The following is a 14,556-nucleotide window of genomic DNA, read 5'->3' as shown; positions in this document are numbered from 1 at the left end:
GGGCCGGCCGCCCGCGGTTCTGGACCTGCGGCGTAGAGATAGTTACTATCTTGTGATAGTGACTATCTTCGACGAGACGCCGACATCGGACCTCCGCCAGCGCAAGCGGCTCGCGGCGATGCGCCGCGTCCAGCAGCATGCGGTCGCGCTGTTCACGGCGCACGGCTTCGACGCGGTCACGGTCGAGCAGGTCGCCGCAGCCGCCGAGGTCTCGCCGGTCTCGCTGTACCGCTGGTTCGGGACCAAGGAACGCCTCGTCCTGTGGGACGACTACGACCCCGACCTGTTCGCCGCGGTCGCGGCCCGCTTGTCGGCGCAGCCGCCCCTCGAGGCGGTCCGGGACGCGCTCGTCGACGAGCTCGGTCGCATCTACGACGCCGATCGCGAGCTGGTCCTGGCGCGGACCAGGCTGGCGCACCGCGAGCCGGCGCTGGTGGCTGCGGGAAGCCACGACCTTCGCGCGTTGCACACGGCGCTCACGCAGTTGTTCGGTCGCGCCGGACCGGGACGTGATCCCCTCGAGCACGAGGTCCTCGCAGCCACGTGCGTCGGCGTGCTCACCACGGCGATCTCGCGCTGGCAGGAGGAGGACGGGCGCCGGCCACTCGCCGATCACGTCGTCGCCGGATTCGAGGTGCTGCGGAGGCTGTCGTGGACGGCGTGAGGCTCGCGGTCGAGGACCTGTCCTACACCTACCCTGGACGGTCACGGCGCGCCGTCGACGGGATGTCGTTCGAGGTCGGTGCCGGGGAGGTCTTCGGTTTCCTCGGACCCAGCGGTGCGGGGAAGACCACCACCCAGCGTGCCGTGCTCGGACTCCTGGTGGGCTGGACCGGCCACGTCGAGGTCCTCGGTCGCGACCTCCGGGCGTGGGGACGGGAGCTGTACGACCACGTCGGGGTGGCCTTCGAACTGCCGGTCGGCTACCCGCGGCTGACAGGGCGCGAGGACCTGGCGCACTTTCGCAATCTCCACCGGCGACGCGCCGGCGACCCGGCGGAGCTGCTCGCACGGGTCGGCCTCGCCGACGCTGCGGACGAACCCGTGGCGAGCTACTCCAAGGGCATGCGCATCCGGCTCAACCTCGCCCGTGCCCTCCTGCACGATCCGGCGATGATCTTCCTCGACGAGCCGACGTCGGGTCTCGACCCCGTCAACGCCGAACAGGTGCGCCTGCTCGTGCGTGCCGAGCAGGCCCGCGGACGCAGCGTCTTCCTCAGCACCCACGACATGGCCACGGCGGCGGCCGTCTGCGACCGGGTGGCCTTCGTGATCGGGGGTCGCATCGCGCTCTGCGCGGCACCGCGTGCCCTGCAGTTGGCCTACGGCCGCCGCGAGGTGCAGGTCGAGTACCGCACGGACACGGGCTTGCACCGGCGTACGTTCCCCCTGGAGCCGGCCGCCGCCGAATTGCACGAGTTGTTGGCGTCGGGGCGGGTGGAGACCATGCACACCGCCGAGGCCAGCCTCGACGAGGTCTTCACCCGGGTGACCGGCGCGACGCTGTGAACCTGGCCGTCGCGCTCGCGCCCCGACTGCTGCGGCACGAGTTGCGGCTGCACACCCGGCACGGGATCGTCGCGGGCATCGCGGTCATCACCGGCATCTGGATCGCGTTGCTGTGGCTGCTGCCACCGGCCGCGCGACCGACGGCGGTCGCCTGGGTGCTGTTCCTCGACGTGGCGACGGTCGGGTTCTACTTCGCTCCGGCGCTGCTCGTCGTGGAGCGTGCCAACGGGATCACCGCCGCGCTGCGACTGACCACGATGTCGCCGCGGCACGCCTTGGCGGTACGCATCGGCCTCCTCGGGACGTGGGCGCTGTTCGCGGCGCTGGCCGTCACACTCGGTGGTGGTGTCGGATGGGCGCCGACGGTCCTCGTCGGTGCCACGGTCACGGCGGTCCTGCTGTCCCTGACCGCGGTGGTGATGGTCGGGCGCGGCGACACGCTCACCGACTACCTGCCGCGGATCCCGGTGGTGGGCGTGCCGCTGCTCGCGCCCGCACTCGCACACGGGACCGGCCTGGTCACGCACCCGGCGACACGGCTCTCGCCGGCGACCGCCGCGCTCGAGCTGCTGCTGGGTCGCTGGTCCCCGGCCGGCCTGCTCTTCGTCGTCCTGGTGTGCGCCGCGTTGTGGGTGCCCGCCGAACGCGTCCTGCTGGACGTTCGCGCCCGTGCGCCGCAGCGGCCCCGACGCCGTGAGCGTGCTCGCCGAACGGACGTCGGCCCCGAAGGAGCGGTGCGCTCGTTCGCGCGTACCGATCGACGCAGCCTGCTCGGCGACGGCATGCTGGTGACCCTGGCGCTGGGGATCCCCCTGCTGGCCGTGCTCCTCCGGCTGGCGGCCGGGCCGGGGAACGGTTGGCTCGAGTCCCGGCTCGGCGTGGACCTCGTTGCCCACCTGCCGGTGCTGTGGGCACTGGTCCTCGTCTTCCACACCCCGGTCATGGCCGGCGCGATCACCGGCATGCTATTCCTCGAGGACCGCGATGCCGGCGTCCTGCCCGCGGTCGCGGTGACCCGGGCCGGACTGTCGACGCTGGTCGCCTATCGGTTGACCGCCGCCGCCGTGCTGACCGCCGCTGCCCTGATGGTCGCCCTGCCGCTCGCGGGCGCACGGCACAGTGCGGGCACTCCCGGGGTCGTGGCGACGGCCGTCGCGAGTGCCGCTGCCTCGCTCGTTCCCGCGCTCCTGCTCGCTGCCCTCGTCCGGGACCGGGTCGCGGGGATGGCGCTGATGAAGGTGGTCGCGCTGCCGCTCTACCTGCCCTTGGCGTGGTGGTTCGTCGATCACCCCTCGGCGTGGGCGTTCGCCCTCGTCCCGACCGGGTGGGCGGCCCGGGCGTGGTGGGCGTCCAGGCCCGGCGAGGCAGCGGGGTTCGCGCTGGGCGCGATCGGGTGCAGCGCGGCCTGGGGGGCGGTCGTCCTGCCCCGGCTGCGTCGTCGCCTGTCCGACTGATGCCGCGGGCGCCCTCGACGTCACGGCCGGCACGGCTGCCCATGGCCGACGGCCCCGAGGACGAAACACGGGCGCAACAGGGAAGTCACTACGCTGCGGCGACGCCCGCGGCAGGCTCGTCCGCGCGCGACTTTCGGGAGGACCAGCGCCATGGACAAGCAGCAGGAGTACGTCCTCCGCACGGTCGAGGAGCGCGACGTCCGCTTCATCCGGTTGTGGTTCACCGACGTCCAGGGATTCTTGAAGTCGGTCGCCATCACGGCCGCAGAACTCGAGAACGCCTTCACCGAGGGCATCGGCTTCGACGGGTCGTCGATCGAGGGGTTCACGCGCGTCCAGGAGGCCGACATGCTGGTCGTCCCGGACGCGTCGACGTTCCAGATCCTGCCGTGGCGGCCCGAGTCCCAGGGCGTCGCCCGGATGTTCTGCGACATCCTCACCCCCGACGGCCAGCCCTTCGCCGCCGACCCGCGCTACGTGCTCAAGCGCACCCTGGAACGTGCGGCCGAGATGGGCTTCACGTTCTACGTCCACCCCGAGATGGAGTTCTTCCTCTTCGAGGGCGCAGACGACCCCACCCCGCTGGACAACGGCGGCTACTTCGACATGACGCCGCTGGACGTGCAGCAGGACTTCCGGCGCCAGACGATCAACACGCTGGAGAAGATGGGGATCTCGGTCGAGTTCTCCCACCACGAGGTGGCGCCGTCCCAACACGAGATCGACCTGCGCTACGCCGACGCGCTCACGATGGCCGACAACGTCATGACGTTCCGTCTCGTCGTCAAGGAGACGGCACTGCAGCGGGGGATCTACGCCACCTTCATGCCCAAGCCCATCGAGGGTGAGTGGGGCAACGCCATGCACCTGCACCTGTCACTGTTCGAGGGCGACAACAACGCCTTCCACTCGGCGGGCGATCCCTACCACCTCTCGCCGACCGCCCGGGCGTTCACGGCCGGGCTGCTGCGCCACGCCCGCGAGATCACGGCGGTCACCAACCAGTGGGTCAACTCCTACAAGCGTCTGACCGCACGCCTGCACGGGCCCCAGCCGTCGGGTGAGGCCCCGATCTTCGTCACCTGGGGCCATTCCAACCGCAGTTCGCTGATCCGCATCCCGATGTACAAGCCGCGCAAGGGCGCCTCGACGCGCATCGAGTACCGCGCCCCCGATCCGGCCACCAACCCCTACCTCGCGTTCGCGCTGATCCTCTCGGCGGGCCTGAAGGGCATCGAGGAGGGCTACGAACTGCCCGAGGAGTCCGAGGACAACGCCTTCGAGCTGACGGCCGCCGAACGCGCGGCGTCGGGCATCGAACGGCTCCCGGCCAGCCTGGGCGAGGCGCTGTCGATCATGGAGAACTCGGAGCTGGTCGCCAACACGCTCGGCGAGCACCTGTTCGCGTTCTTCCTCAACAACAAGCGCCGGGAGTGGGACGAGTACCAGGCCCACGTGACCACGTTCGAGCTCGAGCGCTACCTGCCGCTGCTGTAGTGGCCAGCCCACGCCGCTCTGTCCGGGCCCGGCTCGCCGCAGCCGGGCTGGATCCCGACCGGGCCCAGGCGCGGCTGCACGAAGCCGGGCTCCTCGACGCCGACCAGGTCGACCAGGACCTGCTGGCCGTGCTCTCGCGCGCCGCCGATCCCTCGGCCGCCCTGACCTGCCTGACCGATCTCGCCGCCGAGCACCCCGAGGTGTGGCAAGAGGTCTGTGCGGACGGTGACTGGCTGGCGCGGCTGGTCGCGGTCGCCGGCGTGTCCCGCCCGCTGGGCAACCTGCTCGGCCAGCACCCCGATGCCGTCCACGCGCTGCGCACCCTCGAGACGATCGAGGTGGAGACCGTCTCCGGCCGCGTCGCCGAAGCGATCCTCGCCGACGACGACCAGGTCCGGCAGGCCGCCGCCGTCGCCAGTATCCGCCGCGGTGCGACGGCGGACATCGCCGCGCGTGACCTCACCGGCATCGCCAACGTCGAGGAGGTCGCAGCCGAGCTGGCCCGACTGGCGGAAGCGGTCCTGGACGGCACCGTCCGCGCGGTCCAGCAGGAGATCGGTGGGGACCAGCCGTGTGCGCGGCTCGCCGTCATCGGCATGGGCAAGCTCGGCGGCCGGGAGCTGAACTACGTCTCCGACGTGGACGTCGTGTTCGTGCACGCCCCGGTCGACCCGGACGCGCCGGATGCGGCCGAACGGGCCGCCCGCGAGGCGAAGCAGGTCTTCACCCGGTGTCTCGAGCTGCTCAACGCCTCGACCACGATGGGCCGGGCGTACGAGGTCGACCCGACGTTGCGTCCGGAAGGCCGCTCGGGGCCGCTGTCACGTCCCGTCGAGTCGTTCGTCGCCTACTGGGAACGGTGGGCCAAGACATGGGAGTTCCAGGCGCTGCTCAAGGCCAGGCCGGTCGCCGGTGACAAGGCGCTCGGTGACGAGCTGCTCGCCCGCGCCGAGCCGTTCGTGTGGCCGGATCGCCTGGACGCCGACGTCGTGGCCGAGATCCGGCAGATGAAGTCGCGCATCGAGGCGAAGCCCGAGGTGGTTCGCCACGGCGAACGCCAGCTGAAGCTCGGCCCGGGCGGGCTGCGTGACATCGAGTTCGCCGTCCAACTGCTCCAACTCGTGCACGGACGTGGCGACCGGTCCCTGCGCGACCCCGGCACGTTGCCGACCCTGCGGGCGCTGCACCGCAACGGCTACGTCGCCGAGGAGGACGCCGAGGCGTTCGCGGACGCCTACCGGATGCTGCGGACGGTGGAGCACCGGTTGCAGTTGGCGCACGAGCGGCGCACCCACACCATTCCCGACGACGCCGAACGCCAGGAGTGGCTGGCACGGGCGATGGGTTATCGCTCGGACGGGGACGAGCCGGCGCGTACGGCGTTCCTGCGCGATCTCAACGGGGTGCAGACCCGCGTCCGTGAGCTGCACGCCAAGCTGTTCTACCGGCCGCTGCTGGAGACCTACGCCACGCTGCCGGCAGACGCGGCCGGGCTGTCGGTGCCGGTCGAGGCGCGGCGGATGGGTGACGAGGCCGCCCGTGAACGGCTGGAGGCGCTGGGCTTCCGCGACGGCAAGGCGGCGCTGCGTCACGTCCGGGCCATGACCCTCGGCGTCACCCGCCGGGCGCGCACCATGCGGGCCGTGCTGCCGGCGATCCTGAGCCTGCTCCAGGACACGCCCGATCCCGACACCGGCCTGAAGAGCTTCCGCGAACTCGTCGACGTGCAGGGCGACACCGGCAAGCTGCTCGACCACCTCCGCGACCATCCCCCCGCCTCCGAGCTGCTGGCGCGGGTCCTCGGGACCAGCCGGGTCGCCGGCGAGCTGCTGGTCAGCCAACCGCAGGGCATCGACTGGTTGCGCGACGACCACCTGCGCGACCGACCCCGCACCCGCGACGACCTCGTGCGGATGGCGATGGGTCGGTTGCACTGGCAGGACACCACGGCGGCGCTGCGCCGCTTCAAGCGGCTCGAACTGCTGCGGATCGTGCTCCGCGACCTCGCCGAGGCGACCACCGTGTCGGGCGTGGGCGACGAACTGACGGCGCTCGGCGAGGCGTGTCTGACCGGTGCGCTGCGGGCAGAGCTGCGACGACAGGCCCGTGAGCGCGGACTGGACTCGCCGGACGACCTGCCGGTGTCGTTGGCGATCATCGGCATGGGCAAGCTCGGCGGCCGCGAGCTCAACTACGTCTCCGACCTCGACGTGCTGTTCGTCCACGAGGCTGCCGATGGCGCCGACGAACAGGACGCCAACAAGCTCGCACTGGCCATCGCGGGCAACGTGATGCGATCGCTCTCCGACATCACGGCGGAGGGGACCGCGTTCGAGGTCGACGCCGACCTGCGTCCGGAGGGACGCAGCGGCCCGCTGTCGCGCTCCTACGCCTCCTACCTCAAGTATTGGGGCCGTTGGTCCGAGCCCTGGGAGTCGCAGGCGCTGCTCAAGGCCCGGATCGTGGCCGGCGACCGGGACCTCGGAAAGCGCCTCGTGGATGCCGCCCGCGAACTGGCCTACCCGGAACACTTCGGTGAGCGGGACGCGCAGCGCATCCGACGCATGAAGGCCCGGATCGAGAAGGAACGCGTGCCTCGACGGGTCGAGCCGGAGCGCCACCTCAAGCTCGGTCCCGGTGGTCTGTCCGACGTCGAATGGGTGGTGCAGCTGCTGCAGCTGCAGCACGGCGTCCGCGAGACCGCGGTGCGCACCCCGTCGACGATGGTGGCGCTCGACGGCGCGCAGGACGCGAGCCTGATCGACCACGCCGACGCCAACCGGCTGCGCGAGGGCTACCGGTTCCTGGCCCAGATGCGCAACCGGCTGTATCTGCTCCGGCAGCGTGACGTGGACGTCGTGCCCGTCAACCCGCAGCTGCTGGAGCTGCTCGCCCGCTCGATGGGCTACCCCCGCGGCGCCTGGCAGGAGCTCGAGGAGGACCGGCGACGACACCAGCGCCACGTCCGACAGGTGTTCGACCACCTCTTCTACGGCCTCGACCCCGGTCAGCACACCAACGACTGGTGACGGGTGGCAACCTCGGGTCGTCGACCGTGTCCGGGTCGATCAGGCCGGGACGCCGTCGGCGGCCGCCTGCAGCGCCTCGACGTCGAGCTTGACCATGCCGAGCATGGCCTCGGTGGCGCGCCGGGCGCGCTCGGGGTCGGGGTCGTCGAGCAGCCGGTCCAGCACGGTGGGCACCACCTGCCAGGACAGGCCGTAGCGGTCCTTGAGCCAACCGCACTGCAAGGATTCGCCGCCCTCGATCAGTGCGTCCCAGTAGTGGTCGACCTCGGCCTGGTCCTGGCACGGGATCAGAAACGACACGGCCTCGGTGAACGGGAACTGCGGGCCGCCGTTGATGGCGACGAACGGCTGGCCGGCGAGTTCGAACTCGACCGTGACCACGGTCCCCGGCTCACCGGGGCCGGCCTCGGTGTAGCGCATCACCTTGGCGACACGGGAGTCGGGGAACAACGAGACGTAGAAGTTCGCGGCTTCCTCGGCCTCGGTGTCGAACCACAGGTTGGGCACGATCTGGGGTCGCATGGGGCGCTCCTTCGTCGGGCGGATCGTGTTTCCGCGTAGGTGTCGAGGTGGACGACGGCCGGCGGCGGAACTCATCGGTCGTGCAGGTCCGCCGTGGGTCGCTCCGACACCAGCAGCCGGCACGGGCCGAAGGCGCTTCCGAAGGTGCCGACGAACGCGAAGCCGGCCTTCTCCAGCGCCCGCCAGGACGCCACATTGGCGGCCAGCGGCGAGGCGCACACGTGCGTCCAGTGCGGGTGGCGTCCGAAGACGACGTCGTCGACGAACGCGCGGATCACCGTCGAGCCGAGGCCGCGGCCGCGACGGGCCGGGTCGCCGACGAGGTAATCGATGCCGGCCGCCGTTCGCTCGACGCCCAGCGCGAACCATTGCCTGGTCTCCTCCTCGTCGGCGAAGTCGGCCGCGGCATAGCACTGGATCCATGCGACCGGTTCGCCGTCCTCGAGGGCCAACCAGTGCTCGACGGGGTCGGTCGCCGCAGAGCCGTAGTCCCGCACCACGGCGTCCCACGACACGTCGTCGTTCTCCCACCAGCGCACGACACCCGGCTCGTTCAGCCACCGGTGCAGCAGCGGAAGATCCTCGTCCGCCAGGGGCCGGAACGCCGTCATGCACGAAGTCCTGGATCGCACGTCCACGCCGTGAGCGTACGTTGGCACCGACCCGAGAGGACCCGAGATCCGAGCGACCAGAACCGTATGAGCGCCCCCGCCCCGTCCCGAGCGCCGGCGGTGCCGCTGCTGCGGACCACGGCCACCGCCTCGGCAGCGCTGACCGCCGCGGTCCTGCCCGTCTTCCTGCTCGGGGCGCTCAGCGACCACCTGCGCCGCGACCTCGGCATCGACGAGACCGGCGTCGGTGCGGCCGTGACATTGCTGTTCCTCACGGCAGCCGTCACCGCGCCGCTCGCCGGTCGGTTCGCGGAACGGTTCGGGGCGGCCGTCGCCCTGCGTTCGGGGGTGCTGCTGGCCGGTGTGCTCGCGGCCGTGACCGGCACGCTCGCGCAGCGGTGGTGGCAGCTCGCGCTGCCGCTCGCCTTCGTCGGCGTCGCCGTCGGGTTGGTGGACACCGGCGCGGCACGCGCGTTCGTGGACCGCATCGTTGCGGAGCGGCACGGCAGCGCGTTCGGGATCAAGGAGGCGAGCGTCCCGGCGGCATCGCTGCTGGCGGGCCTTTCGGTCCCGACCGTGGCCGCCTTCGTCGGCTGGCGGGCGGCGTTCGTCGCAACGCTCGGGGTCGCCGTGGTGGTCGCCGTCTGTCTGCCGCGCGATCGGTCCCTCTCGGCGAGATCCGCCGGGCTCGCTGACGCGCCGACGCCGGTCGGGGACCCCTCCGGCGGGGTCGTACCGGCGGCGATGCTGCTGTTCGCCGTGGCGGCGGGTCTCGGGGCCGGCGCCGCCACCGCCGCTGCGACCTTCCTCGTGCCGGCGCTGGCCGATCGCGGCTTCGGCGTGGCCGCCGCCGGGCTCACGCTGTCCGTCGCCAGCGTCGCCAGCATCGCCGCGCGGCTCACGCTGGGCCGCTGGGCCGACCGGCCGAGCGCATCGCCGACGCTGGCGGTCTCGTTGCTGTGCCTGCTCGGCGGCGGAGCGGCGGTTGCGCTCGCGCTCCCTTCACCTGCGATCGTCGGCGGCGTGGCGGCGGTCGTGCTGCTCGGGGCCGGCTGGGGCTGGACCGGGCTGGCCTTCCTGGCGGCGGTGCGGGCCCACCCGGCGGCGCCGGCTGCGGCCGCCGGAATCGTGCTCAGCGGGCTGGGCGGCGGAGGAGCCCTGGGCCCACTGGTCTTCGGCGCGCTCGCCGGACGCGTGGGATACGCCACGGCGTGGACCGCCGTTGCGATCGCGTTTCTCGCCGCAGCGGCGGCGAGCGGCGTTGCCCGACGGCGGCTTCCGGCGGCCATGTCCGCTTCCCGCGCGTCCAGGATCCCTCCCATGATGTAGCAGGACTGCTATGTTGGCAGTAGGTCTACTATCTGCGGCCTGCGGAGGGCATGGTGGACACCGGGCAGCAGACGTCGGCTGGAAACGTGGTCGTGCGGGTACGCGATCTGCGGATGCGGTACGGCGACACCGATGTTCTCGATGGCGTCACGTTCGAGGTGCACCGCGGGGAGGTGGTGACCCTGCTCGGGCCCAATGGCGCCGGAAAGACCACGACGATCGAGATCCTCGAGGGGTTCCGGCAGCGGTCGGCGGGTGACGTCGAGGTCCTCGGCTCGGATCCCGCCGACGGCGACGAGGACTGGCGGGCACGCACCGGGGTCGTCCTGCAGTCGTGGCGCGACCACGCGCGGTGGACGCCTCGCGACCTGCTCCGGCACCTGGGGAACTACTACACGCCCTATGCGACCGCCGAACGGCCGCGCCCACGCGACGTCGACGAGCTGATCGGTCTGGTGGGGCTCGTCGGGCATGCCGACCAGAAGATCCTGACGCTGTCCGGTGGTCAGCGCCGACGCCTCGACGTGGCGATCGGCATCATCGGTCGACCGGAGCTGCTGTTCCTCGACGAGCCGACCGCCGGGTTCGACCCGCACGCCCGACGCGAGTTCCACGACCTGGTGCACCGACTGACCGACTTCGAGGACACGACGGTGCTGCTCACCACGCACGACCTCGACGAGGCCGAGAAGTTGGCCGACCGGATCCTGGTTCTCGCAGCGGGGCGCATCGTCGCCGACGGCAGCGCCGACGAGCTCGCCCGGCAGGTCGCCGGCGAGGCGCAGGTGCGCTGGAGCCGGGACGGGGACCACTTCGTCCACGCCACGTCCGACGCCACCGCCTTCGTCCGTGCGCTGCTGCGCGACCACGACGACGTCGTCGATCTCGAGGTTCGACGCGCGAGCCTCGAGGACACCTACATCACGTTGGTGCAGCAACACGAGACCGGCCGCACCATGCCCGGCGTCGGCGGGTTCGCGGCGACGCCGGCGGCTGCCGCCGGCCCGGAGGTGGCCAGGTGAACCGCAACGTGCACGCCGTGCGGGTCGGGGCCAGGCGCGGCTGGCACGAGTTCCTGCTGAGTCTCAAGAGCCCCCAGGACCAGGGGTTCTACCTCGTGATGGCGCTCGGGATCCTGACGTTTCTGTGGTTCAACCGGGACAACGAGCTCGAGGGCACCGGACTGTTCCTGCCCACCTACGCCATGCCCAGCATCCTCGGCGGCCTGATCGCCTTCAGCATGGTGATCGGGCCGGCCTATGCGCTGGCGATGGAGCGCGAGGACGGCACGTTGTTGCGGGCGACGGCGGTCCCGCGTGGGCTGGTCGGCTACGTCACGGGTCAGATCGTGCTGCACAGCGCGAGCCTCGTCCCGACGTTCCTCGCGATCCTGGTGCCGGGATTCCTGCTGTTCGACGACCTGATGCACCGCGGCGCCGCGGGGTGGTTCACCGTCACGTGGGTCATCGTGCTGGGTCTGCTCGCGACGTTGCCGCTGGGCGTCATCATCGGTTCGCTCGTCCCCGGCGTGCAGAAGGTCGGCACCTGGGGGATCCTGCCGGTCCTGGTCCTGGTGGCGATCTCGGGGATCTTCTTCCCGGTCCAGGCACTGTGGGGCTGGGTCCGCACGATCGCGCACGTGTTTCCCATCTACTGGCTCGGACTGGGGATGCGATCGGCGTTCCTGCCAGACGGTGCGCTGGTCATGGAGGCCGGCGCGTCCTGGAGGAGCTGGCAGACGGTCGCCGTGCTGAGCGCCTGGGCGGTCGCCGGCAGTGTCGTGGCACCCAAGGTGTTGCGCCGCATGGCGCAGCGGCAGTCCGGCTCGGCGGTCGCGGCCGCGCGTGAGCAGGCGGGTCAGTGGGTTCGGTGAGCGACGGCGTCCACAACCGCATCGCCCTGCTCCGGGCCGAGCAGGGCGTCAGCCGGCGTGAACTGGCGGACGCACTCGGTGTCCACTACCAGACGGTCGGCTACCTCGAACGCGGCGAGTACAACCCGAGCCTGCACCTCGCCCTGCGGATCGCCGAATTCTTCGGTGTCCCGGTCGAGGCGGTGTTCTCGACGCAACCGTTCCCGCGGGTCACCGACCAGGCCCGTCCGGCCTGATTACCCGGCTCGCGGATCACCGCTCGGTCGCGGCTCGTAGGCTGCGGTGCACGGGACCGTCGTGAGGAGCCAGGATGTCCGACGAGCAGGGAGCGCCCCCGCCCGACGGGTGGCGGCCTGACACCGTCGCCGTCCGCGGCGGCACGCAGCGCAGCGCGTTCGGCGAAACGTCGGAGGCGATGTTCCTCACCTCCGGCTACGTGTACGGCTCGGCCGCCGAGGCGGCCGCCGCCTTCGCCGGTGACGTGGACCGCTACATCTACAGCCGCCTCGGCAACCCGACCGTCGCGATGTTCGAGGAGCGGCTGCGTCTGCTCGAAGGCGCCGAGGACGCCTGGGCCACGGCCAGCGGCATGTCGGCCGTCTTCAACGCGCTCGCGGCGAGTCTGCGGGCCGGGGATCGCGTCGTGGCCTCACGCGCCCTGTTCGGGTCGTGCTTCCAGGTCCTGGACGCCATCCTCCCGCGATGGGGCATCCAGACCGACTTCGTCGACGGCGCCGACCTCGCGCAGTGGGAGCAGGCCCTGTCCACGCCGGCCCAGGCGGTGTTCTTCGAGACGCCGTCCAACCCGACGCAGGAACTGGTGGACATCGCGCGGGTGAGCGAACTGGCCCATGCGGCAGGGGCGCGGGTCATCGTCGACAACGTGTTCGCGACGCCGATCCTGCAGCGGCCGCTGGAACAGGGCGCCGACGTGGTCGTGTACTCGACCACCAAGCATCTCGACGGCCATGGCCGCACGCTCGGCGGTGCCATCCTCGGGTCGAGCGAGTTCGTCCAGGAACAGCTCAAGCCGCTGATGCGGCACACCGGCCCCACCATGAGCCCCTTCAACGCCTGGGTGGTGCTCAAGAGCCTCGAGACCCTGCGGCTTCGCGTCGAACGGCAGACGGCGACCGCCCAGCACCTGGCCGCGTGGCTGCAGGACCATCCCGCCGTCGACACGGTCCGCTACCCGATGCTGGCGTCCCACCCCCAACACCAACTCGCTCGAACGCAGATGTCCGGCGGCGGGTCGATCGTGACGTTCTGGGTGCCGGGTGGCACCGAACGCGCCTTCGCCGTCATCGATGCCCTCAACCTCCTCGACATCTCCAACAACCTCGGGGACGCGAAGTCGCTGGTGACCCATCCCGCCTCGACGACCCATCACAGGATCGGCCCGGAGGTGCGCGCCGCGATGGGGGTCACCGACGGCGTGATCAGGATCTCGGTCGGGCTCGAGGACCCCGCCGACCTGCAGGCCGACCTCGAGCAGGCCCTCGCCCGTTGACAGGTCGCGGCCGCCCCCGGTCGTTGACGCCGCCTGGCGTCCGGCGCACCATCCACCGGCACCATCGGCATCACGCCGGTGCGCACCGGAGCGGGGCACATGGAACTCACTGAAGCCACGCGTGTGACCGCGGCGATCCTGCTCTTCGCGCTCGTGACGGTCGAAACCGGCGGCATGTACCTGGTCCGGGTCGTGCGTGGGGCCGCGCCGGCCACGCCGTTCCAGCTCGCCTTCGCCCGCGCCGGGCACGCCCATGCCGGCGTGCTGCTGGTCCTGTCGCTGGTCGGGTTGCTGTACGCCGACGCGGCCGGCCTCGATGGGGGCGTCGGTGTCGTGGCCCGCTCAGGCGTGCCCGCAGCAGCGCTGCTGATGTCCGGCGGCTTCTTCTTCGCGAGCATGGGGGCGGGGCGGACGCAGCCCAACCGCCTCATCGTCCTGGTCTCCCTCGGAGCGGTTGCGCTCGCCGCCGGCCTCGTCGCCCTCGGCGTCGGCCTCCTGCGCAGCTGATCGTGCTTCAGGCGAGCGGGATCGCGTACCGCCAGATCGCCACGACGTGCAGTCCACTGGCGACCACCACCATGACGTGGAAGACCTCGTGGAAGCCGAACCATGCCGGCCACGGGTTGGGGCCCTGCCGGGCGTAGATCACGCCACCGCCGACATAGATCAGCCCGCCCGCCACGACCAACGCCAGTCCGGCGGGGGACAGCACGCCCGCGACCCGCAGCAGCGGGATGGCCGCCAACGACCCGAAGGAGGCGTAGGCGGCCACGGTGAGCCATCGGGGCCCCTTCGCGGGGGAGATCGCGACGCCTGCACCGACGATGGCGATGGACCAGGCGACCACCAGGCTCCAGGTGCGCCAGGCACCACCGAGCGCATGCACGGCGAAGGGCGTGAACGAGGCCGCGATGAACAACTGGATCATCGCAACGTCGACGCGCGCGAGCCACGTGCGGACCTTCTCGGGCCACGGCGGGACGTGGTAGACGCTGGAGACGAGGTACAGCCCGACCAGGAACACCCCGAAGACGGCGATGCTCACGCGCGGCAGCCCTGGGGACGCCGCCTGCCAGAGCATCGCGGCCGTGACGACCGCCGCGGGCGCCGCCGCACCGTGGATCCAGCCACGCAGGCGGGGGCGTGGACCAAGCACCCGGGTCACGCGATCGCTGGTGGCAGACACTCGGACGCTTTCGTGCGGTTCGCGTCGGGCGACCGC

The 14,556-nt window shown here is 71.6% G+C and carries 14 protein-coding genes; 11 read left to right on the top strand and 3 right to left on the bottom strand.

The features are described from left to right. The first annotated feature begins 58 nt into the window (after positions 1 to 58). The 5 genes from ACERMF_RS10675 to ACERMF_RS10655 all read left to right on the top strand — a co-directional run bounded on the left by ACERMF_RS10675 (position 59) and on the right by ACERMF_RS10655 (position 7,489). Entirely contained in the window at positions 59 to 664 is a 606-nt protein-coding gene (locus ACERMF_RS10675) for a TetR/AcrR family transcriptional regulator (RefSeq protein ID WP_373669066.1), read from the top strand. Next, complete coding sequence (locus tag ACERMF_RS10670; protein WP_373669065.1) at positions 652 to 1,509, top strand: ABC transporter ATP-binding protein; 858 nt, start codon at positions 652 to 654, stop codon at positions 1,507 to 1,509. The genes ACERMF_RS10675 and ACERMF_RS10670 overlap by 13 nt, the downstream gene beginning before the upstream one ends. Beyond that, positions 1,506 to 2,963: a hypothetical protein gene (locus tag ACERMF_RS10665; RefSeq protein ID WP_373669064.1), complete on the top strand. Its 1,458-nt coding sequence runs from the start codon at positions 1,506 to 1,508 to the stop codon at positions 2,961 to 2,963. Before ACERMF_RS10670 ends, ACERMF_RS10665 begins: the two co-directional genes overlap by 4 nt. A gap of 150 nt (positions 2,964 to 3,113) precedes the next feature. Next, the gene (locus tag ACERMF_RS10660; RefSeq protein WP_373669063.1) at positions 3,114 to 4,460 is read left to right on the top strand and encodes a glutamine synthetase family protein; all 1,347 of its coding nucleotides are present in this window, start codon (positions 3,114 to 3,116) and stop codon (positions 4,458 to 4,460) included. After that, complete coding sequence (locus ACERMF_RS10655; RefSeq protein WP_373669062.1) at positions 4,460 to 7,489, top strand: bifunctional [glutamine synthetase] adenylyltransferase/[glutamine synthetase]-adenylyl-L-tyrosine phosphorylase; 3,030 nt, start codon at positions 4,460 to 4,462, stop codon at positions 7,487 to 7,489. The genes ACERMF_RS10660 and ACERMF_RS10655 overlap by 1 nt, the downstream gene beginning before the upstream one ends. A gap of 39 nt (positions 7,490 to 7,528) precedes the next feature. On the opposite strand, the gene ACERMF_RS10650 is transcribed toward ACERMF_RS10655, so the two are convergent. Then, entirely contained in the window at positions 7,529 to 8,011 is a 483-nt protein-coding gene (locus tag ACERMF_RS10650; RefSeq protein ID WP_373669061.1) for a VOC family protein, read from the bottom strand. A 71-nt stretch (positions 8,012 to 8,082) separates the two neighbouring features. Next, positions 8,083 to 8,622, bottom strand: coding sequence for a GNAT family N-acetyltransferase (locus ACERMF_RS10645; protein WP_373669060.1), 540 nt, complete (start codon positions 8,620 to 8,622; stop codon positions 8,083 to 8,085). Between the two features lie 87 nt (positions 8,623 to 8,709). On the opposite strand from ACERMF_RS10645, the gene ACERMF_RS10640 reads away from it, so the two are divergent. From ACERMF_RS10640 to ACERMF_RS10615, 6 genes are all read left to right on the top strand, one after another. Next, positions 8,710 to 9,951 (top strand): MFS transporter, encoded by a 1,242-nt coding sequence (locus ACERMF_RS10640; RefSeq protein WP_373669059.1) that lies wholly within the window; start codon positions 8,710 to 8,712, stop codon positions 9,949 to 9,951. 50 nt (positions 9,952 to 10,001) lie between these two features. Next, complete coding sequence (locus ACERMF_RS10635; protein WP_373669058.1) at positions 10,002 to 10,973, top strand: ABC transporter ATP-binding protein; 972 nt, start codon at positions 10,002 to 10,004, stop codon at positions 10,971 to 10,973. After that, positions 10,970 to 11,824, top strand: a complete 855-nt coding sequence (locus ACERMF_RS10630; protein ID WP_373669057.1) for an ABC transporter permease — start codon at positions 10,970 to 10,972, stop codon at positions 11,822 to 11,824. Before ACERMF_RS10635 ends, ACERMF_RS10630 begins: the two co-directional genes overlap by 4 nt. Further along, positions 11,821 to 12,060 (top strand): helix-turn-helix transcriptional regulator, encoded by a 240-nt coding sequence (locus tag ACERMF_RS10625; RefSeq protein WP_373669056.1) that lies wholly within the window; start codon positions 11,821 to 11,823, stop codon positions 12,058 to 12,060. The genes ACERMF_RS10630 and ACERMF_RS10625 overlap by 4 nt, the downstream gene beginning before the upstream one ends. Positions 12,061 to 12,134: 74 nt before the next feature. Further along, positions 12,135 to 13,334, top strand: coding sequence for an O-succinylhomoserine sulfhydrylase (locus ACERMF_RS10620; protein ID WP_373669055.1), 1,200 nt, complete (start codon positions 12,135 to 12,137; stop codon positions 13,332 to 13,334). A gap of 99 nt (positions 13,335 to 13,433) precedes the next feature. Beyond that, a complete protein-coding gene (locus ACERMF_RS10615; protein WP_373669054.1) occupies positions 13,434 to 13,841 on the top strand; it encodes a hypothetical protein in 408 nt (135 codons plus the stop codon). 7 nt (positions 13,842 to 13,848) lie between these two features. On the opposite strand, the gene ACERMF_RS10610 is transcribed toward ACERMF_RS10615, so the two are convergent. Further along, positions 13,849 to 14,490: a hemolysin III family protein gene (locus ACERMF_RS10610; RefSeq protein WP_373669256.1), complete on the bottom strand. Its 642-nt coding sequence runs from the start codon at positions 14,488 to 14,490 to the stop codon at positions 13,849 to 13,851. Positions 14,491 to 14,556 lie beyond the last annotated feature (66 nt).

It is taken from the genome of Egicoccus sp. AB-alg6-2 (assembly GCF_041821025.1).
Lineage (GTDB): Bacteria > Actinomycetota > Nitriliruptoria > Nitriliruptorales > Nitriliruptoraceae > Egicoccus.
This window is presented reverse-complemented; position numbering and strand designations above follow the sequence as displayed.